This window comes from Enterobacter cloacae complex sp. SHL018, from assembly GCF_049237905.1.
Taxonomy (GTDB): Bacteria; Pseudomonadota; Gammaproteobacteria; order Enterobacterales; family Enterobacteriaceae; genus Enterobacter; species Enterobacter hormaechei_C.
The window spans coordinates 73037-93366 of the sequence record NZ_JBMKJE010000003.1 but is presented as its reverse complement, the minus strand read 5'-3'; the positions used below and the strand labels follow the sequence as shown (position 1 = coordinate 93366).

Annotated in this window: 18 protein-coding genes; 8 read left to right on the top strand and 10 right to left on the bottom strand. The window is 53.2% G+C overall.

The genetic code is table 11. The annotated features are described in order from the left end of the window. Window positions 1–156 precede the first annotated feature (156 nt). On the top strand, window positions 157–2754 hold the full coding sequence (acnB, locus tag ACOTY5_RS13620; RefSeq protein WP_017383766.1) for a bifunctional aconitate hydratase 2/2-methylisocitrate dehydratase: 2598 nt from the start codon (window positions 157–159) through the stop codon (window positions 2752–2754). 212 nt (window positions 2755–2966) lie between these two features. Next, on the top strand, window positions 2967–3329 hold the full coding sequence (gene yacL / locus ACOTY5_RS13615) for a protein YacL (protein ID WP_045141602.1): 363 nt from the start codon (window positions 2967–2969) through the stop codon (window positions 3327–3329). A gap of 31 nt (window positions 3330–3360) precedes the next feature. Here yacL and speD read toward each other — a convergent pair whose 3' ends face one another. The 3 genes from speD to ACOTY5_RS13600 form a co-directional block, all read right to left on the bottom strand. Then, a complete protein-coding gene (speD, locus tag ACOTY5_RS13610; RefSeq protein WP_017694500.1) occupies window positions 3361–4155 on the bottom strand; it encodes an adenosylmethionine decarboxylase in 795 nt (264 codons plus the stop codon). Beyond that, window positions 4156–5025 (bottom strand): polyamine aminopropyltransferase, encoded by an 870-nt coding sequence (speE, locus tag ACOTY5_RS13605; protein WP_015572694.1) that lies wholly within the window; start codon window positions 5023–5025, stop codon window positions 4156–4158. Window positions 5026–5126: 101 nt separating this feature from the next. Next, window positions 5127–5474 (bottom strand): YacC family pilotin-like protein, encoded by a 348-nt coding sequence (locus ACOTY5_RS13600; RefSeq protein ID WP_003856306.1) that lies wholly within the window; start codon window positions 5472–5474, stop codon window positions 5127–5129. 145 nt (window positions 5475–5619) lie between these two features. On the opposite strand from ACOTY5_RS13600, the gene cueO reads away from it, so the two are divergent. Then, the gene (cueO, locus tag ACOTY5_RS13595) at window positions 5620–7179 is read left to right on the top strand and encodes a multicopper oxidase CueO (RefSeq protein WP_032652587.1); all 1560 of its coding nucleotides are present in this window, start codon (window positions 5620–5622) and stop codon (window positions 7177–7179) included. Between the two features lie 86 nt (window positions 7180–7265). On the opposite strand, the gene ACOTY5_RS13590 is transcribed toward cueO, so the two are convergent. Then, window positions 7266–9656 (bottom strand): glucose/quinate/shikimate family membrane-bound PQQ-dependent dehydrogenase, encoded by a 2391-nt coding sequence (locus ACOTY5_RS13590; protein WP_003856304.1) that lies wholly within the window; start codon window positions 9654–9656, stop codon window positions 7266–7268. A gap of 206 nt (window positions 9657–9862) precedes the next feature. Here ACOTY5_RS13590 and hpt point away from each other — a divergent pair, with 206 nt between their 5' ends. Then, window positions 9863–10399 carry a hypoxanthine phosphoribosyltransferase gene (hpt, locus tag ACOTY5_RS13585; RefSeq protein ID WP_003856303.1) on the top strand — a complete coding sequence of 179 codons (537 nt, stop codon included), beginning with the start codon at window positions 9863–9865 and terminating at the stop codon, window positions 10397–10399. Window positions 10400–10463: 64 nt separating this feature from the next. Here the strand turns inward: hpt and can are convergent, their stop codons facing one another. Next, window positions 10464–11126, bottom strand: coding sequence for a carbonate dehydratase (gene can, locus ACOTY5_RS13580; protein WP_003856301.1), 663 nt, complete (start codon window positions 11124–11126; stop codon window positions 10464–10466). Between the two features lie 107 nt (window positions 11127–11233). Here can and ACOTY5_RS13575 point away from each other — a divergent pair, with 107 nt between their 5' ends. From ACOTY5_RS13575 to ACOTY5_RS13560, 4 genes are all read left to right on the top strand, one after another. Further along, the gene (locus tag ACOTY5_RS13575) at window positions 11234–12160 is read left to right on the top strand and encodes an ABC transporter ATP-binding protein (RefSeq protein WP_017383763.1); all 927 of its coding nucleotides are present in this window, start codon (window positions 11234–11236) and stop codon (window positions 12158–12160) included. After that, entirely contained in the window at window positions 12157–12927 is a 771-nt protein-coding gene (locus ACOTY5_RS13570; RefSeq protein WP_006810078.1) for an ABC transporter permease, read from the top strand. Before ACOTY5_RS13575 ends, ACOTY5_RS13570 begins: the two co-directional genes overlap by 4 nt. 105 nt (window positions 12928–13032) lie before the next feature. Beyond that, the gene (locus ACOTY5_RS13565) at window positions 13033–13473 is read left to right on the top strand and encodes a PTS sugar transporter subunit IIA (protein ID WP_015572698.1); all 441 of its coding nucleotides are present in this window, start codon (window positions 13033–13035) and stop codon (window positions 13471–13473) included. A gap of 63 nt (window positions 13474–13536) precedes the next feature. Then, window positions 13537–14784 carry a polysaccharide deacetylase family protein gene (locus tag ACOTY5_RS13560; protein ID WP_015572699.1) on the top strand — a complete coding sequence of 416 codons (1248 nt, stop codon included), beginning with the start codon at window positions 13537–13539 and terminating at the stop codon, window positions 14782–14784. Between the two features lies 1 nt (window position 14785). Here ACOTY5_RS13560 and ACOTY5_RS13555 read toward each other — a convergent pair whose 3' ends face one another. The 5 genes from ACOTY5_RS13555 to ACOTY5_RS13535 are packed head-to-tail and all read right to left on the bottom strand — an operon-like array spanning window position 14786 to window position 20282. Continuing rightward, a complete protein-coding gene (locus ACOTY5_RS13555) occupies window positions 14786–15862 on the bottom strand; it encodes a fimbrial protein StkG (RefSeq protein WP_015572700.1) in 1077 nt (358 codons plus the stop codon). An 11-nt stretch (window positions 15863–15873) separates the two neighbouring features. Beyond that, complete coding sequence (locus ACOTY5_RS13550; RefSeq protein WP_045141599.1) at window positions 15874–16482, bottom strand: fimbrial-like protein; 609 nt, start codon at window positions 16480–16482, stop codon at window positions 15874–15876. Between the two features lie 14 nt (window positions 16483–16496). Beyond that, entirely contained in the window at window positions 16497–17060 is a 564-nt protein-coding gene (locus ACOTY5_RS13545; RefSeq protein ID WP_015572702.1) for a hypothetical protein, read from the bottom strand. A 26-nt stretch (window positions 17061–17086) separates the two neighbouring features. Then, a complete protein-coding gene (locus ACOTY5_RS13540) occupies window positions 17087–17662 on the bottom strand; it encodes a fimbrial protein (RefSeq protein WP_015572703.1) in 576 nt (191 codons plus the stop codon). A 28-nt stretch (window positions 17663–17690) separates the two neighbouring features. Next, window positions 17691–20282 (bottom strand): outer membrane usher protein, encoded by a 2592-nt coding sequence (locus ACOTY5_RS13535; RefSeq protein WP_063436972.1) that lies wholly within the window; start codon window positions 20280–20282, stop codon window positions 17691–17693. Between the last annotated feature and the right edge of the window lie 48 nt (window positions 20283–20330).

The following is a 20330-nucleotide window of genomic DNA, read 5'->3' as shown; positions in this document are numbered from 1 at the left end:
TTTTAATGTTGCTTTTTTGTAAACAGATTAACACTGTGCAGAAATCCTGCTATGCTGCCCGACGCGGTATCGGGCATTTACCCTACAAACTGCTGTCTCACAGGAGCGTGAAGAGAACGCCCGCCGCATATGACAATGAGAGCGAGGAGAACCGTCGTGCTAGAAGAATACCGTAAGCACGTAGCAGAACGTGCCGCCGAGGGAATTGTACCCAAACCGTTAGATGCAACCCAAATGGCCGCGCTCGTCGAGCTGCTGAAGAACCCGCCTGAGGGCGAAGAAGAATTCCTGTTAGATCTGCTGATCAACCGTGTACCGCCTGGCGTAGATGAAGCTGCCTACGTAAAAGCCGGATTCCTTGCCGCCGTTGCCAAAGGCGAAGCCACCTCCCCACTGGTTACTCCTGAAAAAGCGATTGAACTGCTCGGCACCATGCAGGGCGGCTATAACATTCATCCGCTGATTGACGCGCTGGATAACGACAAGCTGGCGCCAATTGCTGCCAAAGCGCTCTCTTCAACGCTACTGATGTTCGATAACTTCTACGATGTGGAAGAAAAAGCCAAAGCAGGCAACGTTTACGCGAAGCAGGTGATGCAGTCTTGGGCCGATGCCGAATGGTTCCTGAACCGCCCTCAGCTTGCTGAAAAAATTACCGTTACCGTCTTTAAAGTGACCGGTGAAACCAACACCGATGACCTTTCTCCGGCTCCGGATGCATGGTCTCGCCCGGATATCCCACTGCACGCCCTGGCGATGCTGAAAAACGCCCGTGAAGGCATTGAGCCGGATCAGCCAGGCGTGGTTGGCCCGATCAAACAGATCGAAGCCCTGCAACAAAAAGGTTTCCCGCTGGCTTACGTCGGTGACGTGGTCGGTACCGGTTCTTCCCGTAAATCCGCCACCAACTCCGTGCTGTGGTTCATGGGCGACGACATTCCGCACGTGCCGAACAAGCGCGGCGGCGGCCTGTGCCTCGGCGGCAAAATTGCGCCAATCTTCTTCAACACCATGGAAGATGCGGGCGCGCTGCCAATTGAAGTGGATGTGAGCAACCTGAACATGGGCGACGTGATTGACGTTTACCCGTATAAAGGCGAAGTGCGCAACCACGAAACCAACGAACTGCTGGCCAGTTTTGAGCTGAAAACCGACGTGCTGATCGACGAAGTGCGTGCCGGTGGCCGTATTCCGCTGATCATCGGCCGTGGCCTGACCACCAAAGCGCGTGAAGCGCTGGGTCTGCCGCACAGTGACGTATTCCGTCAGGCGAAAGACGTGGCCGAGAGCAACCGCGGTTACTCTCTGGCGCAGAAAATGGTGGGTCGCGCCTGCGGCGTCACTGGTATCCGTCCTGGCGCGTACTGCGAACCGAAAATGACCTCCGTGGGGTCTCAGGACACCACTGGCCCAATGACCCGTGATGAACTGAAAGACCTGGCGTGCCTGGGCTTCTCTTCCGATCTGGTGATGCAATCCTTCTGCCACACCGCGGCGTATCCGAAGCCGGTTGACGTAACCACGCACCACACGCTGCCAGACTTCATTATGAACCGTGGCGGTGTCTCCCTGCGTCCGGGTGACGGCGTGATTCACTCCTGGCTGAACCGCATGCTTCTGCCGGATACCGTCGGTACCGGCGGTGACTCCCACACCCGTTTCCCAATCGGTATCTCCTTCCCGGCGGGCTCCGGTCTGGTGGCGTTTGCTGCGGCGACCGGCGTAATGCCGCTGGACATGCCTGAGTCGGTGCTGGTGCGCTTCAAAGGTAAAATGCAGCCGGGCATTACCCTGCGCGATCTGGTGCACGCGATCCCGCTGTATGCCATTAAACAGGGTCTGCTGACCGTCGAGAAGAAAGGCAAGAAAAACATCTTCTCTGGCCGCATTCTGGAAATTGAAGGTCTGCCGGATCTGAAAGTGGAGCAGGCGTTCGAGCTGACCGATGCCTCTGCCGAGCGTTCTGCGGCGGGCTGTACCATCAAGCTGAACAAAGAGCCGATTATTGAGTATCTGACCTCCAACATCGTGCTGCTGAAGTGGATGATAGCGGAAGGCTACGGCGACCGTCGTACGCTGGAGCGTCGTATTCAGGGCATGGAAAAATGGCTGGCGGATCCGCAGCTGCTGGAAGCCGATGCAGACGCAGAGTACGCGGCGGTGATTGAGATCGATCTGGCGGATATCAAAGAGCCAATCCTGTGTGCGCCTAACGATCCGGATGATGCGCGTCTGCTCTCTGACGTGCAGGGCGATAAGATCGACGAAGTGTTCATCGGCTCCTGTATGACCAACATCGGCCACTTCCGTGCTGCCGGTAAGCTGCTGGATACCCACAAAGGCCAGCTGCCGACCCGTCTGTGGGTGGCGCCGCCAACCCGTATGGATGCGGCGCAGCTGACCGAAGAGGGTTACTACAGCGTGTTTGGTAAGAGCGGGGCGCGTATTGAAATCCCTGGCTGTTCCCTGTGTATGGGCAACCAGGCGCGCGTGGCCGACGGTGCGACGGTGGTTTCCACCTCAACCCGTAACTTCCCTAACCGTTTAGGAACCGGGGCGAACGTTTACCTGGCCTCTGCGGAGCTGGCGGCGGTTGCGGCGCTGATTGGCAAACTGCCAACGCCGGAAGAGTACCAGACCTTTGTGGCGCAGGTAGATAAGACGGCGGTGGATACTTATCGTTATCTGAACTTCGACCAGCTCTCTCAGTACACCGAGAAGGCTGACGGGGTGATCTTCCAGACCGCAGTATAAATACTACCCTCTCCCGTGGGAGAGGGGCTGGGGGTGAGGGCACCAGACCGCTCCGCACCTGACCTATTGCCCGGTGGCGCTACGCTTACCGGGCCTACAAAACCCATCGCAACGTCGGTGGGTTTTTTATTTTCATTCCTCCCACCTCTCCCGCTTTTTTTCTTCCTCTCTGCTGCGATAATTACCCTAATGGCTTTGCAGAGGAAAACGCTATGGATTACGAATTTTTGCGCGACATCACCGGCGTGGTGAAAGTGCGAATGTCGATGGGGCACGAAGCCGTTGGACACTGGTTTAACGAAGAGGTGAAAGAGAACCTCGCGCTGCTGGATGAAGTCGAACAGGCGGCGGAAACGGTGAAAGGCAGTGAACGCTCCTGGCTACGCGCCGGGCACGAATACACGCTGTGGATGGATGGCGAAGAGGTGATGGTGCGCGCCAACCAACTTGAGTTCTCGGGTGATGAGATGGAAGAGGGGATGAGCTACTACGACGAAGAGAGCCTGTCGCTGTGCGGCGTGGAAGACTTTCTGAGCGTGTTGAACGCCTACCGCGATTTTATGAAACAGAAGTAACTCCCCGAAGCGTCCCTGCTCCGGATCACGTTTACACGGTCGGAATGTTACGGCCGTAGTAAATTTCGCGCATCTCTTTCCAGAGCAGGTCGGTAATGACCTTACGCTCTTCGTCACTTAAATCTTCCGGCCTGGTATGGAACATATAGTGCTTAAGATCGAACTCTTTAAGCATCATCTTGGTATGGAAGATATTCTCCTGATAGACGTTCACATCCATCATGTCGTACAGCGACTTCATGTCCTCGGACATGAAGTTCTGAATGGAGTTGATCTCATGATCAATGAAGTGCTTCATGCCGTTGATATCACGGGTAAAACCACGCACGCGATAATCAATAGTGACGATATCGGATTCCAGCTGGTGGATTAAATAATTCAACGCATTCAGCGGTGAAATCACGCCGCAGGTCGACACTTCAATATCCGCGCGGAAGGTACACAGCCCGCCTTCCGGGTGGCTTTCCGGGTAGGTGTGCACGCAGATGTGGCTTTTATCCAGGTGGGCGACTACCACTTCCGGCAGCGGGCCGGGGTGCTCGGTTTTGTCGATAAGCTTCGGGTCAACCGGCTCTTCACTCACCAGAATGGTGACGCTCGCACCCTGAGGCTCATAATCCTGGCGCGCGATATTCAGGATGTTCGCGCCGATAATCGAGCAGGTCTCTGTCAGGATCTCGGTCAGACGGTTGGCGTTGTAGAGTTCATCGATATAGGCGATGTAACCATCGCGCTCTTCTGCTGTTTTGGCGTAGCAGATATCGTAAATACAAAAACTCAGGCTTTTGGTCAGATTGTTAAAGCCATGCAGTTTAAGCTTTTTCAATTAGTTCACCTCCTTTGAGGACAGCGCGTCTTGCAGATATTGAGGCAACGCAAAGGCTGCGGTGTGGATCGCCGGGTTGTAGTAGCGGCACTGGAGTCCGGCCTGGTGGAAGCGGGCCTGCACGATCTCGGTAGAGAGATGGCGCAGAACGTCGTTATCCGTCGCCCAGGCAAAGGTCATGATCCCGCCGTAGTAAGTGGGGATCGCCGCCTGGTAGAAGCTGACGTCAGCAAAATAGGTGCTCAGCTTACGGTGGCTATCAAGTGCTTCATCCTGTTGCAGGAAGCAAACGCCGTTTTGCGCCACAAAAATTCCGCCAGGCTTCAGGCAGCGCTTGCAGCCTTCGTAAAACGACGAGGTAAACAGCGACGCGCCCGGACCGATAGGGTCGGTACAGTCAGAGATAATGACATCAAACGTTTGCGTGGTCTGGTTAACAAAATTGACGCCATCGTCGATAACCAGATTAAACCGCGGATCGTCATAGCTGCCGGCATTATGGTTGGGCAGATACTGGCGGCAGAACGACACCACACCGGCGTCGATTTCCACCATGGTGATGGTTTCGACATTCTGATGGCGAGAGACTTCACGCAGCATCGCGCCGTCGCCGCCGCCGATAATCAGCACGTCCTTCGCGTGGCCGTGGGCCAGCAGCGGGACGTGGGTCATCATTTCGTGATAGATAAACTCGTCGCGCTCGGTGGTTTGCACCACGCCGTCCAGCGCCATCACGCGGCCAAAGGCGGCGTTTTCGAAGATTATCAAATCCTGATGATCGGTTTTCTCATGATAGAGCACGTTATCCACGGCAAAATACTGACCAAACTGGTCATGCAGTGTTTCTTGCCATACCGTTTTTTCGGTCATGGGGAGCACCTCCTTCGTTAACATCCATTACATCCGGCAGATGGGCGCAACACAACACCGCCGTGAGGCGGTTAACGGGTCAACAAGGGGCGTCGGGAAGGTTACTTCACGTAGGCGAGCAGGCTGAGTGAATCGCGAGCCAGCGCTTTGCATTTTTTAGCAGTGGGAATGCCAATACCGCTTAAATCACGGTAGCTGTCTTCACCGAGCGCCTTCATGTCGAAGCTGTCGTAGTTGCTGAGGTCCCATTGGTTCTGCTGGGCAAAAAAGACCAGTGCGCGACGAATTTGCCCATTGGGTAAATTCTGGTAACCACAATCGTTTTTCAGAAAAACAAAAACTGCCGTCAGATCGGCCATATCTTCCGCTTCGTTTTCACTTAGCGCGTAACTGTTCGCACACATCGCCATCAGGCTGGCGAACAAAATTGTTCTGAAAAACGTCTTCATTGCCTTTACCACTGCATCACGGAAAATTAACGTTAGCATACTTGATGCCAGGCCGACGATCTTTATTATTGCCGCCGTGCTTGACCTTCCGGTAAGGGGAGGGTTTATGCTCAAAAGATCGCCTGCTGGAAATAAGGAAATGCACATGCAACGTCGTGATTTTTTAAAATTTTCTGCCGCACTGGGGGTTGCCAGCGCGTTACCTCTCTGGAGCCGCGCCGTTTTTGCCGCCGACAGACCGGCTTTACCCATTCCTGAATTACTCGCCGCAGATGCCCGCAGCCGCATTCAGCTTGTGGTGCAGGCCGGTAAAACCACGTTCGGTCAGCACGCCGCCACGACGTGGGGCTATAACGGCAATCTGCTCGGCCCGGCGTTGCAGTTACGCAAAGGGAAGGCGGTGACGGTAGACATTCATAACACGCTTGCGGAAGAGACCACGCTGCACTGGCACGGGCTGGAAGTCCCGGGCGAAGTGGATGGAGGGCCTCAGGGCATTATCAGGCCTGGTGGTAAACGCAGCGTAACCTTTACTCCGGAACAACGCGCGGCGACCTGCTGGTTCCACCCGCATCAGCATGGCAAAACGGGCCATCAGGTGGCGATGGGGCTGGCCGGCCTGGTGCTGATTGAAGACGATGAAAGCCGCCTGCTGCGCCTGCCGAAACAGTGGGGAATCGACGATGTCCCGGTGATTGTGCAGGACAAAAAATTCAACGCTGACGGGCAAATTGACTATCAGCTGGACGTAATGAGCGCGGCGGTAGGCTGGTTTGGCGATACACTCCTGACCAACGGCGCGATCTACCCGCAGCATGCTGCGCCAAAAGGCTGGCTGCGCTTACGTCTGCTTAACGGCTGTAACGCCCGCTCGCTGAACTTCGCCACCAGCGATAAACGCCCGCTTTACGTGGTGGCAAGCGACGGCGGCCTGCTGCCGGAGCCGGTGAAGGTGAGCGAGCTGCCGATGCTGATGGGGGAGCGCTTCGAGGTGCTGGTGGATATCAGCGATGGCAAAGCGTTTGACCTGGTGACCCTGCCGGTCAGCCAGATGGGGATGGCCGTTGCGCCGTTTGATAAGCCGCATCCGGTCCTGCGCATTCAGCCGCTACAGATCACCGCCTCCGGCACGCTGCCGGAGACCCTCACCACGCTGCCAGCACTCCCGTCGCTGGACGGGCTTACGCAGCGTAAACTTCAGCTTTCTATGGATCCGATGCTAGACATGATGGGCATGCAGGCGCTGATGAAGAAGTACGGCAATCAGGCCATGGCGGGAATGCATCACGGGCAGATGATGGGCCATATGAATATGGACCACGGTAAAATGGGCGGCATGGATCACGGCGGCCATGGTTTCGATTTCCACAACGCCAACCGCATCAACGGCAAAGCGTTCGATATGAACACGCCCATGTTCGCCGCCACGAAAGGGCAGTTTGAACGCTGGGTGATTTCAGGCGAAGGCGACATGATGCTGCACCCGTTCCATATCCACGGCACGCAGTTCCGTATTCTGTCTGAAAATGGTAAAGCGCCGGAGGCGCATCGTGCGGGCTGGAAAGATACGGTGAGGGTGGAAGGCGGCGTCAGCGAGGTGCTGGTGAAGTTTGACCACGAGGCGCCGAAAGAGTTTGCCTATATGGCCCACTGTCATCTGCTGGAGCATGAAGATACGGGGATGATGCTCGGTTTTACCGTATAAAAAAAGCCGGGTGGCGGCTTCGCCTTACCCGGCCTACATAGGGCACCCGTAGGCCCGGTAAGCGTTAGCGCCACCGGGCTTTTTCGTTACTTAGCGTCGTCAGGCAGTGCATACGCGACAATATAGTCGCCCATCTTCGTGCCAAACGAACCGTGACCACCCGCAGAGATGACAACGTACTGCTTGCCATTCACTTCATAGGTCATCGGCGTTGCCTGTCCACCGGCTGGCAGACGGCCTTGCCACAGTTTCTCACCGTTGGTCATGTTGTACGCGCGCAGGTAGTTATCTGCGGTTGCCGCGATGAACAGCACGTTACCGGCGGTGGAGATTGGGCCACCCAGCATTGGCATACCCATATTGAACGGCACTGGAACAGGCATCGGGAACGGCATGCTGTCCTGTGGCGTACCAATACGTTTCTTCCAGACGATCTTGTTGGTCTTCAGATCCAGACCGGAGATGTAACCCCAGGCAGGCTGTTTACACGGCAGACCGAACGGAGAAAGGAACGGATTCAGGGTCACACCATAAGGAACGCCATACTGCGGCTGGATACCGGCTTCGGTACCGCTGCCTTTCGCATCTTTCGGCTGCTCCATTGGGTTACCCGGACCACGAGGGATCAGGCGGGAAACGAACGGCAGCGCCATTGGGTTAGCGATGGCGACCTGACGGTTAGGGTCAACGGAGATCCCACCCCATTCGAACATCCCCAGGTTACCCGGGAAGACCAGCGTACCCTGCTCTGAAGGCGGGGTGAAAATCCCTTCGTAGCGCAGCTGGTGGAACATCACGCGGCACACCAGCTGGTCAAACATGGTGGCACCCCACATGTCTGCACCGCTGAGATCTTTCTTCGGACGGAAGCTCAGGTCAGAGAACGGCTGCGTTTTGGTGACGTAGTCGCCTTTGGCCGCGCCCTGCGGAACCGGTTTTTCCGGTGCAGGCACAACCAGCTTACCGTTGCTGCGATCCAGCACGAAGATGTTGCCGGTTTTCGCCGGGGCGTAAATCACCGGTACGGTTTTACCGTTAACGGTAATGTCCGCCAGCGTCGGCTGGGACGGCATATCCATATCCCACAGATCGTGGTGAACGGTCTGGTAGCTCCATGCCAGTTTACCGGTTGTTGCGTTCAGCGCCACGATGGAGCTGGCGTAACGTTCCTGCTCCGGCGTACGGTTACCGCCCCAGATATCCGGCGTGGTCACGCCCATCGGCAGGTAGACCAGGTCCAGCTTCGCGTCATACGCTGCTGGTGCCCAGGAGTTCGGTGAGTTAAAAGTAAAGGTGTGTTCATCCGATGGGATCGCGTTAGGATCTTTCGCGCCCGGGTCGAAGGCCCACAGCAGTTTACCGGTGTTCACGTCGAAACCACGGATAACGCCGGAGGTTTCACGGGTAGAGAAGTTATCCGTTACCGAACCGGCAATCACGATGGTTTTATCGGTGATGATTGGCGGGGAGGTCGGCTCATACAGGCCTGGCGTGGTGTCCGGCATGTTGGTCTGAAGATTCAGAATGCCTTTATTGGCGAAGGTTTCGCACAGCTTGCCGGTCTCAGCGTTAATGGCAAACAGGCGGCCATCGTTCACCGGCAGCATAATGCGGCGAGGACAGTCGGCAATGACTTCCGGGCTGGCATTATCGGCGCGCGCTTCGTGGTAAGAGACGCCGCGGCAGGTAATGTGCTGGAACGACGGGTTGGAGTTCAGCTGTGGATCAAAGTGCCATTTCTCTTTACCGGTAGCCGCGTCGAGCGCGAACAGACGCTGGTGCGCCGTACACAGGTAGAGCATGTTGCCCACTTTAATCGGGGTCACTTCGTTGGTCAGCTCACCCGGATCGTTTGGCATCTTCAGGTCGCCGGTACGGAATACCCAGGCTTCCTTCAGGTTTTTCACGTTGTCCGCGTTGATCTGCTTCAGCGGGGAGTAGCGTTGACCTTCCTGGTTACGACCATAAGCAGGCCAGTCACCGTCCGCCACCTGCGAAATAGCCGCAGCCGGCGTGGATTCCGCGTTCAGCGTACCGTTGATCTCCTGCGGGTCGTTAAAACCGGCCCAGGTCAGGATGCCGCCACTAATCAGCAGGGCAACGACCAGACCGGCCACGGCCCCACTGGAAGGGACGATCAGACGACGCCAGACAAACGGCAGGATCAGCCAGATACCGAAGAAGACCAGAATGTCGCTGCGCGGCGTCAACGCCCAGAAGTCGAACCCGACTTCCCAGACGCCCCAGATCATGGTTGCGAGCAGTAACGCTGCGTACAGCCACAGAGCAGATTGTTTTCTGCGTAAAAGCAGGACGGTTACGCCAACCATAACCAGACCCGCAATCGGGTAGTACCAGGAGCCGCCAATCGCGACCAGCCATACGCCACCGATTAACAAATACAGCGCGCAGAATGCGGCAAACGCGGCTGTTAATGTCACCAGTAGACGCGGCTGTTTAGTTTTTGTTTCAGCCATAGAAAAGTACTCGTCAGTTTTGTTAATTATTTGCTAGCAATTAATTATAGGTATTAACAACTGTGATCGGAATCACAAATATTGCTTTTTATAACTCATACGCCAGGCTTATCCATTTACTGGTATAATGGCTGGCTTGCGTATCGATGCCGGAGCGAGAGTCATCCGCATTGAGAGATTTTCACTAAAATCATTTGGTTAGTAATATGAAACATACTGTTGAAGTGATGATCCCGGAAGCCGAGATCAAAGCGCGTATCGCCGAACTGGGTCGTCAAATCACCGAACATTACAAGGACAGCGGCAGCGAAATGGTGCTGGTCGGTCTGTTGCGTGGTTCTTTCATGTTCATGGCAGACCTGTGCCGTGAAGTGCAGGTGCCGCACGAGGTCGATTTTATGACCGCCTCCAGCTACGGCAGCGGCATGTCCACAACCCGTGATGTGAAAATCCTGAAAGATCTGGATGAAGATATTCGTGGCAAAGATGTGTTGATTGTTGAGGACATCATCGACTCCGGCAACACGCTCTCTAAGGTGCGCGAGATCCTGAGCCTGCGTGAACCAAAATCACTGGCGATTTGTACTCTGCTGGATAAGCCTGAGCGCCGTGAAGTGCAGGTGCCGGTGGAGTTCGTTGGTTTCTCCATCCCGGACGAATTCGTGGTGGGTTACGGCATTGATTACGCACAGCGTTATCGCCATCTGCCGTATGTTGGGAAAGTAGTGATTCTGGACGAATAATTGCGGGCTGATGCCCTCACCCCAGCCCTCTCCCACAGGGAGAGGGTGAAAACCCCCGGCTTTGTTATTTATGGTTAACGTGCTTAAGCTTGAGGTTGGCAATTCCCGAGCGGTAACGCTGTTCCAGCGTTTCGCGGTTGGTGGCGGTCACTTCCAGATTGCGTAGCAGGCCGTCGTGAATACCGTACGCCCAGCCGTGGATGGAGACCTTCTGTCCGCGTTTCCAGGCAGACTGCATAATCGTCGAGTGGCCCAGGTTATAGACCTGCTCCATCACGTTCAGCTCACACAGCGTGTCGAGACGGCGCTCCTGCGGCATTTCGCCCAGCAGTGAGCTATGTTTGAACCAGATATCACGGATGTGCAGCAGCCAGTTATCGATTAACCCCAGCTCTGTATTTTCGACCGCCGCCTGTACGCCGCCGCAGCCGTAGTGGCCACAAATAATGATGTGCTCAACCTCCAGAACGTCAACGGCATACTGAACAACCGAAAGGCAGTTGAGATCGGTATGAATAACGAGGTTAGCCACATTGCGGTGAACAAACAGTTCGCCCGGTTCAAGACCGGTCAGACGTTCGGCGGGGACGCGGCTGTCGGAACATCCAATCCAGAGAAAGCGCGGGTTCTGCGCCTGTGCCAGTTTTCCAAAAAATCCGGGGTCTTCCTCCACCAGCATTTTTGACCATAGTGCATTGTTGCTGATGAGTGTATCTATGTCGTTCATGGAGGTTAGCGACCTGTAACCAAGTGATTGCGTTGCGCTACTATAGGGTAACCCGACTTTTAATGAAACCACACAACGTGTGTCAGAACTTAAGGTAAGTTGAATTCATGGCGATTGCACTGGAGCTTGAACAGCTCAAAAAAACCTACCCGGGGGGCGTCCAGGCGCTGCGCGGGATAGATCTTAAAGTCGAAGCGGGAGATTTCTACGCGCTTCTGGGGCCGAACGGGGCGGGAAAATCGACCACCATCGGGATTATCAGCTCGCTGGTCAATAAAACGTCTGGCCGCGTTAGCGTGTTTGGCTACGACCTGCAAAAAGACGTGGTCAACGCCAAGCGCCAGCTGGGGCTGGTGCCGCAGGAGTTCAACTTCAATCCGTTTGAGACGGTACAGCAGATTGTTGTTAACCAGGCGGGTTACTATGGCGTTGAGCGCAAAGAAGCGCTGGAGCGCAGCGAAAAGTATCTCAAACAGCTTGACCTGTGGGAGAAGCGTAACGAGCGCGCGCGGATGTTGTCCGGGGGGATGAAGCGCCGCCTGATGATTGCTCGCGCGCTGATGCACGAGCCAAAGCTGCTCATTCTTGATGAACCGACCGCTGGCGTGGATATTGAACTGCGTCGTTCCATGTGGGGCTTCCTGAAGGATCTGAACGACAAAGGCACCACCATCATTCTGACCACGCACTACCTTGAAGAGGCAGAGATGCTGTGCCGCAACATCGGCATCATTCAGCACGGCGAGCTGGTGGAAAACACCTCGATGAAGAACCTGCTCTCCAAGCTAAAATCAGAGACCTTTATCCTCGATCTGGCGGCGAAAAGCGCCCTGCCGAAGCTGGAGGGGTATAACTATCGCCTGGTCGATACCTCGACGCTGGAGGTAGAAGTGCTGCGCGAGCAGGGAATCAACAGCGTGTTCTCCCAGCTGAGCGCGCAGGGCGTTCAGGTATTAAGCATGCGTAATAAAGCGAACCGACTGGAAGAGCTGTTTGTCTCTCTGGTGCACGATAAACAAGGAGACAAGGCATGACGCATCTTTACTGGGTCGCGCTGAAAAGCATCTGGGCGAAAGAGATTAACCGCTTTATGCGCATCTGGGTGCAAACCCTGGTGCCGCCGGTGATCACCATGACGCTCTACTTCATCATTTTCGGCAACCTGATTGGCTCCCGCATTGGTGAGATGCACGGCTTTACCTATATGCAGTTTATCGTGCCGGGCCTGATCATGATGGCAGTGATCACCAACGCTTACGCGAACGTGGCGTCCTCATTCTTCAGCGCCAAGTTCCAGCGCAACATTGAAGAGCTGCTGGTGGCGCCAGTGCCGACGCACGTCATTATCGCCGGTTACGTGGGCGGCGGCGTGGCGCGCGGGCTGTGCGTGGGTATTCTGGTGACGGCGATTTCGCTGTTCTTCGTGCCGTTCCAGGTGCACTCGTGGCTGTTCGTGGCGCTCACGCTATTGCTGACGGCGATCCTGTTCTCACTGGCTGGCTTGCTGAACGCCGTGTTCGCCAAAACGTTCGATGACATCAGCCTGATCCCGACCTTCGTGCTGACGCCGCTAACCTATCTGGGCGGGGTGTTCTACTCCCTGACGCTGCTGCCGCCGTTCTGGCAGGCGCTGTCGCACCTGAACCCGATTGTCTATATGATCAGCGGCTTCCGCTTTGGTTTCCTCGGCATTACCGATGTCCCGCTGTTCACCACCGTTGTGGTGCTGGCGGTATTTATCGTGGCGTTCTATCTGCTGTGCTGGTATCTGATCCAGCGTGGACGTGGGCTGCGTAGCTAATCTTCTGCCCGGCGACGTTCTGTTTGCCGGGCACTTTCTTTGACAGTTATCACCGTAAACTAACCTTCACCTGGATAAACTACTCGCCTGCTAAGGAGAGACGTTATGCTGGGATGGGTTATCACCTGCCACGATGAAGAGGCACAGGAAATGCTCCTGAAGCTGGAGGCCCGATTTGGCCCTCTGGCGCAATGTCGTGCGGTAAATTACTGGCGAGGGCTGAGCACCAATATGCTAAGCCGGATGATGTGCGACGCGCTGCATGAAACCGACACCGGTGATGGCGTGATTTTTCTCACCGACAGATCGGGCGCGGCGCCTTACCGTTCAGCGGCGTTAATGAGCCATAAGCATGATAACTGTGAAGTAATCTCCGGTATCAGCCTGCCTTTACTCGAAGCGATGTATCCGCTGCGCGCAACGTTGAGTAGCGCTGAGTTTCGTCACGCCATTGTGGCGCAGGGCTCGCCGGGCGTGAGCAGCCTGTGGCACCAGCAGCAGAAGAATCCGCCTTTCGTTCTGCTTCACGATCTGTATAAGCATTAAACATTGGTATTGATGTCGCTTTTGCTACAATGGCGACTGATTTTCCGTATCGATTTATATCCCATGCTCATGCGCGTTATCTTTATCCTTCTGCTACTGGTCTCCGGTGGTGCGTCTGCCAGCCTGACCAGTCAGCAAGGCCTTCCTGCCCAATATATGCAAACCACCGAAGATGCGGCCATCTGGGCGCAGGTGGGAAATGCCGTCGTGAACGTGGGCAATGTCCGCGCCGGGCAGATCCTCGCCGTCTTTCCGGCCGCGGCGGATTACTATGAATTTCGTTTCGGATTCGGTACGGGGTTTATTGATAAAGAGCACCTGGAAAAAGTGCAGGGTAAGCAACGCGTTGAGGACAGTCTGGGCGATCTGAACAAGCCGCTCAGCAATCAAAACCTCATCACCTGGAAAGACACGCCGGTGTATAACGCCCCCAGCAGCGGAAGCGCGCCCTTTGGCACCTTAAGCGCCAATCTTCGCTATCCGATTCTGAATAAGCTGAAAGATCGCCTGAACCAGACCTGGTTTCAAATTCGCATCGGCAATCGTCTGGCGTGGATCAGCAGCCTGGATGCACAGGAAGATAACGGACTGCCGGTTCTGACCTACCACCATATCCTGCGTGATGAAGAGAACACCCGTTTTCGACATACCTCCACGACAACCAGCGTACGTGCGTTTAATAATCAGATGGCCTGGTTACGCGATCAAGGCTATACCACGCTGACAATGTACCAGCTTGAAGGGTACGTGCGTAACAAGATGAACCTCCCCGCGAAAGCGGTGGTGATCACTTTTGATGATGGCCTGAAATCGGTGAGCCGCTACGCGTATCCGGTGCTGAAAGAGTATGGCTTCAACGCGACGGCGTTTATTATTTCATCCCGAATCAAAGGTCACCCTCAGAAGTGGGATCCCCGATCGCTACAGTTTATGAGCGTTCAGGAAATCAAGGGCATCCAGGATGTGTTCGACATTCAGTCTCACACACACTTTCTGCATCGCGTGGATGGGTATAAACACCCCATCTTATTGAGCCGCAGCTATCACGTGATCCTGTTCGATTTTGAACGCTCACGGCGTGCACTGGCGCAGTTCAACCCGCGCGTGCTGTATGTTTCGTACCCGTTTGGCGGGTATGACAATAAAGCGATTAAAGCCGCGAATGATGCCGGTTTTCATCTGGCAGTGACAACGGTGAAAGGGAAGGTGAAGCCGGGGGATAATCCGTTCTTACTGAAGCGGCTGTATATTCTAAGAACGGATTCGCTGGAGACGATGTCGCGGCTGATCAGCAATCAGCCGCAGGGGTAGGTTATTCGTACGTGGTCTGAATGGTCACGGTGGTACCGAAAACACCGACGGTTACCGGATCGCTACCGGTTTTGACCAACGTGGCCCAAAGTGATCTGTCAATAATACTAACAGGATCCCCAACAACCTCTCCTATAGCAATGACACGTTGGTAACTGTCTGCCGGCACGGGGTAAATAGAATTTTCAGAATCCGTAATCATGACGCCGACGCCTCCTGCCGCAGTAACACCACCTGTATTCTCGACGGTATTGGTAAAATATTTTTTATCTGCGGTGGTATGTGTGGAGGATAACGTATAGTAAACAGCGGTTGTATTTACACATGTACCCGTAACATGGAACTCGACTTTGCTGGTATTCCCGTTTTCGACTTCTGCGGGATACCAGTCACCAAGGTTTACCGTTGTGGGCGCACGTAAGACACAGGTCGGGCGATTTAAAGGCATGCTGAATGACATTTCGCTCATGTTCACATGGGGACGAGGGTGATCGGATGTATCCGGATTGCTTGGATCACCCAGAATGATCTGACCAATGGGGCCTGCACCGGCCGTTAAAAAATTAACATCCGAAGGAACACCCTGGAATCCGTTGGTTTGATAGATTTCCATGCGCACATGCCAGGTTTTTTCGTCAAGCAGCTCTTCGTGATCGTCATTAGGTGCGGTCATATACCAGGAGCCCGCGTTGGGCGGGAACCACGCGGTGACGCCATTACCATCGGGATACATCGCCAGGGTATAGACAATACCCGGAATATTCGTCCGGAAGGTGGCCTTGTTATCTATGTAGCCTTCCAGCATTGAGTTGTCGGTAATCTGATAGGTGTTTTCACCGTCCGCTCCACCTGCACAATGGGATTTTAACGCAGGCGTTGTTTCCATAATGATCGTATTACTGATCTGTATGGGAGTTGTTACTGTGCCCACAGGCAGAGGAGTGATAACCGGTTGTGCGCCCGGAGACATAATCAGCAGGTCATCATGACCGTAAAATTTGCACTCCTCGAAATTAGCCTTTGCTGCGCCAGACATTCCGAGCGCCGCGAACGCTAATATGCTGAGATATTTTTTCATTCTAAATCCCTTTATTCGTAGCTGACATTAACCAGAACATTACTCATAACCACACCGCTGGTGATCGTTCCAATATTCTGATAACGTGCGTAAAAGCCATAATCCTTTATATAGTTCTCACTACTTCCACCGACATCGTAAATAACGTTTGATGTCCCGTCGCTGTTCAGGACGTTAGTTTTGAACGTATCTGAAAAAATAACGATACCCACATTTTCAGCCGCACTGGCTGCGGCATCGTTTTTAAACACCTGGCTGTGATTACTCCAGAAACCATTTTGCGGAGCAAAACTAAATTTTAGTTTGTTAATCGTTGCGCCTTCTGCACTGCTCGCGTAGCAGTCATCTACGTGGATCGTAAAAGGCGTTCCAGCTTCATCATCGTTTGGCGATAAACGATCGCTCTTGTCGCTGTTATAAAACCAGTCTCGTGACACGGTCGGCAAAATGATCTCTCCGCCGTTTTCGACGCTTAGCCGACAGGTATTATTAACGATGTTTGCTGTCAGGTTTACATCCATACCTGAACCTGCCTGGCTTACGCCAGGCAGAGTGCTACCAGCCAGACCGATAAGCAACACAAGACCGGGCTGGTGTAAATTAAACGGTGATTGTTGCATAATGGTTCCTGGAATTATTGATAGGTGACTGTGAAGGTTACTGGCGCAGTAACGGCACCTGTGCCAACATCGGCAATATTTCTGTCTTTCGCAATCACAATGCGTGAGTTCATCGGGAATTCCCCTACACCGTCAGCAATGGTGACCTCCTGTGCCGCCGGAGGCCTTTTGCAACTCAACATTACGCCAGTATCTACAACTCCTGACCAGATTTCGAAGCCTGTTGCTAACCCAGCAGAATAAGAATCTCCGTCCGTTTTCGGACCCGAGCATCCCCCACCTGCACCACTCGCTGCGGCTACCGTTGCCTTAGTTACACCAGAGCAGTTTGTAAAGGCAATTTTTAACGGCTCGACACGAGTCTTATTTACCAGATCGGTTTTATATACGTCGCCAAACGCAATTTCAGTGGACGCAGTTCCTGCACCGTTAAGCACTTTTGCTGTACACGTGCCCGAGACTATTTTTGATTTTATCGTTAATTTAACACTGTCAGTACCTGTAATTGCTGCGTTTGCCATTCCCGAATACAGAAGTGCAGAAACGGACAGGGCGATAAAAGTAGATTTAAATTTCATAATGTTGCTCCGTTTTCCTGCACCAATTACTCGTAGCTAAATTCAAAAGTCGCAGTAGCCTCAAAATCACCAACTGTCATGCTATTAACTTTGGTTTCACGTATTGTGGCTACTAAAGGAACTTCTTTATTCTGGATTTCTGTTGCACTCCAGACCAGTCGCTTAGCATCATCGTCAGAGTTGATGATAAAAGGGGCCTCCGGTGCGCTGGCTCTGGCAATTTCAACAGCAGAGAAATCTGCGCCTCCATCGGCTTTTGGTTTTTGATTAACAAGGCCGCTAAGCAAATAACCCGATTGGCTTCCTTTTACCGTGGCTTTCAGTGAGGTCAGAGAGGCCGGGCATTCAACAATCACAATTTTGAAATTGGCATTTGCGGTGCCAGCTTTGACATCGTCGAGACGCACCTGGCCGCCGTTACCAATGAGCAGTGTTTGATCCGTATCGGAACCCGTACCGCCCATCAGTTTCATATCACAAGTGGTTTCACGGATATTGGCCGTAAAGTTAACATCGAGATTCGTGCCCTCGGCGAGCGCCGAACCTGATAACGCCAGCATCGTTACGGCAACGACTGACAGGCTATAAAGATTTTTTTTCATACAAACTCTCGTCTATTTTCCCGAATAATTACATCTGGCACACTTGATTGCTGAGCACCGTTGTAAGTCCTACTTTTTGAGCATGTGATGAGACGTTATAATGCACGTCACATTTACTGTCTTTATCGCTTCCCCAGACAACATGAAGCGTGCCTTCATCCTCAACGCCGCGGACATAGGCTTGCCCCGCCTGTCCCACGGTGCCAATAGATTCATTTTTTTCATTTAAAACATCAGCGCCTAAAGGAATAAATCCGTTATCGGTGCGCTTAAGTTCTAAAATTAATGAACGACCTTCATCGGTTGCAAAATCAACCAGCACAACGGAACCACTGCGGGGAACCGTAATTTCACTGGTGTTTTTAATTTCAACGTCGTTTTCCAGCGTGCTGATATCAAGGTATACGCGGTTTTCACGGTAGGCAGACATATAAGGCAGAATGCCATAGCCGGAACTGCCTATTTCGCTGTTACCAAAGCCGATACCGGCGCCTTTCGCACCACTCGCTTTGACCAGTGCCAGCGCATCGTTGTCACCAATACTCCCTGGCGCAAATGCAATACCTCCTGAATGGATGACCATGCCACCGTTATAGGAGGCAGAATATTGTTTACTGTTGTCATCACCAAAAGAGGCAGATAAACCCAGCGGGCCATATTCACTGTTATAGGACCCGTAGCCGCTTATCTGATTCAGGTCACCATAATTACCACTGTTTGACGAGGCGCTAACGGAATAACTCACCTTATTATCTTGCGTATTTCCACCCGCGGACGTGTTAAAGCTTGTGCCGCCTTTAAGGTCGGAACGTAATCCCATATTGATGTTTGAGAATCCACCGGCATTCCCTCTATCTTTTGAGAATACACTTAATGGAATGCTTAGGCTTAAATAAACGCTATCGTCTTTCTTGCCGTTCTGATCATAGGTTCGCTGTAATGACAAGCTGTAGCTGCCGTAGGTGAAGCTATTGTTATACCCAATATTGTAATTGGAAGTAGAGCCCGTCGCGTTCCAGTAATCCTGCCAGGTGCCGCTTACATACAGGGAGCCAAAATTGTCTTCTCCGGAGGTTAGCGGTTGGTTAAGACTAATTTGCACCTGGTTTTTGGTGCGCTGATAGTCTGCATATAGCGCTTCGTTTGAGTCATAGCTACGGTTTGAGTACTTCTGGTGCCTAATACTGTCCTGAAGTTGCGCCGCATCGTTAAGCGTCAGGTAGTCTTCCGTCGAGAAACGATAAGCCGCAACGTTAAAGGAAGTATTCGTCGACTCAATCATTTTGCTGTAGGTTAAACGATAACTTTGCCCGCTTAATTTATCCAGCCCCTCAATATCTGCATAAGATTGCGTAACGTCGAATGCAAACGCACCAACAGGGGTGTTCATTGCCACGCCGAGAATACCGGCATAAAAATCCATGTCGGTATATTGCGCGCCAATATAACCCGTGAACGTATTATTCAGGCCATAGTAAAGCGTACCGTAACCCACTTTAGGCGCATCAATCAGTGAATCGTCATTTAATTCACCTAAACCGACGTCCCAGCGAGAGGCTCCCGGACGGAGCATCTGCGTGACGGATGAAAAGGGTACGGTAAAGGAGCGTTTGCTGCCATCAGCTTCTTCAATCGTTACCAGTAAATCATTTCCGTAACCTGTGGTACTCAGGTCGTTTATTTCAAACGCGCCTGGTGGCACCGAGGTTTCATAAATCTTATTGCCGCTCTGCGTGACGCTGACCTTCGCGTTACTGTTCGCGACACCCCGAATGACAGGCGCGTAGCCTGTGGACCCCATTGGCAACATGCGATCGTCACTGTACATGCGTGCGCCGCGAAGGCTCATAGAGTTAAATGCCTCGCCACGCGTGTAAGAGTCGCCGATGACAAACTGGGCACTCAATGGTGTGATATCGCGCTGCAAATAGACATCCTGACTGGAGTATTTTGTGCCGCTATCTTTGTCCCAGTTAAAATTGCCACGCGAGCGCAGGCGCCATGGCCCCATATTCAGACCATAGCGTAACCCTACATATGCACTTTCTGATGTACTGCCGTTGTTCTCGCTACGCCAGCCGTTCATGTCATAAGAGAGCAGAGCGGCAGGAATTCCGTTATCCCACAACGATGGGTCGACATATCCCGCCGGGCGTTTCAGCACATAAATCTGGGGAAAATTAAAATCCATAACCTGCTTGCCACTGTCATAGCTAACCGTAGCGCCAGCGAAAGATTTTTTAATATCGACGCAGCTTTCATCGTCTTCCGGTCCGTCAGGCAATGTGCTGGTGTCGACACCCGATTGTGACAGCAGCAGTTTTGTTATGCACGGGGTCGCACGAGGTGTTCCGTTATCTTTAAACGTGACCTCCACGGTGGACTTCAGTTTACCGTTCAGGTTGATCTTAGTGCGATAGGTCCCCGGTAAAACCGGGTTGCCATGTGAAAAACGATTAATATCAATATTAGCGCTGCCATTTAAAAGAAATTGATCGTTAAACTCGACCTCTTCTTCATTATCAGGCAGATCTTTTGCTGGCGTGATATTTTCTGCACAGGCATAAAAAGGCAATGCTGCACTTATCGTAAGACATAAAAGAGAACGTTTAAATAACATGGCACATCCACTTAATCAGTGCAGAGAGGGTGCTCTCCACAGAGTTAA

Excerpts from the sequence above, each read along its gene's own strand:
- yacL (WP_045141602.1), top strand. The coding sequence starts at position 2,967 with ATGGATTACGAATTTTTGCGCGACATCACCGGCGTGGTGAAAGTGCGA.
- speE (WP_015572694.1), bottom strand. The coding sequence starts at position 5,025 with ATGACCGAAAAAACGGTATGGCAAGAAACACTGCATGACCAGTTTGGT.
- ACOTY5_RS13600 (WP_003856306.1), bottom strand. The coding sequence starts at position 5,474 with ATGAAGACGTTTTTCAGAACAATTTTGTTCGCCAGCCTGATGGCGATG.
- cueO (WP_032652587.1), top strand. The coding sequence starts at position 5,620 with ATGCAACGTCGTGATTTTTTAAAATTTTCTGCCGCACTGGGGGTTGCC.
- ACOTY5_RS13590 (WP_003856304.1), bottom strand. The coding sequence starts at position 9,656 with ATGGCTGAAACAAAAACTAAACAGCCGCGTCTACTGGTGACATTAACA.
- hpt (WP_003856303.1), top strand. The coding sequence starts at position 9,863 with ATGAAACATACTGTTGAAGTGATGATCCCGGAAGCCGAGATCAAAGCG.
- can (WP_003856301.1), bottom strand. The coding sequence starts at position 11,126 with ATGAACGACATAGATACACTCATCAGCAACAATGCACTATGGTCAAAA.
- ACOTY5_RS13575 (WP_017383763.1), top strand. The coding sequence starts at position 11,234 with ATGGCGATTGCACTGGAGCTTGAACAGCTCAAAAAAACCTACCCGGGG.
- ACOTY5_RS13570 (WP_006810078.1), top strand. The coding sequence starts at position 12,157 with ATGACGCATCTTTACTGGGTCGCGCTGAAAAGCATCTGGGCGAAAGAG.
- ACOTY5_RS13565 (WP_015572698.1), top strand. The coding sequence starts at position 13,033 with ATGCTGGGATGGGTTATCACCTGCCACGATGAAGAGGCACAGGAAATG.
- ACOTY5_RS13560 (WP_015572699.1), top strand. The coding sequence starts at position 13,537 with ATGCTCATGCGCGTTATCTTTATCCTTCTGCTACTGGTCTCCGGTGGT.
- ACOTY5_RS13555 (WP_015572700.1), bottom strand. The coding sequence starts at position 15,862 with ATGAAAAAATATCTCAGCATATTAGCGTTCGCGGCGCTCGGAATGTCT.
- ACOTY5_RS13550 (WP_045141599.1), bottom strand. The coding sequence starts at position 16,482 with ATGCAACAATCACCGTTTAATTTACACCAGCCCGGTCTTGTGTTGCTT.
- ACOTY5_RS13545 (WP_015572702.1), bottom strand. The coding sequence starts at position 17,060 with ATGAAATTTAAATCTACTTTTATCGCCCTGTCCGTTTCTGCACTTCTG.
- ACOTY5_RS13540 (WP_015572703.1), bottom strand. The coding sequence starts at position 17,662 with ATGAAAAAAAATCTTTATAGCCTGTCAGTCGTTGCCGTAACGATGCTG.
- ACOTY5_RS13535 (WP_063436972.1), bottom strand. The coding sequence starts at position 20,282 with ATGTTATTTAAACGTTCTCTTTTATGTCTTACGATAAGTGCAGCATTG.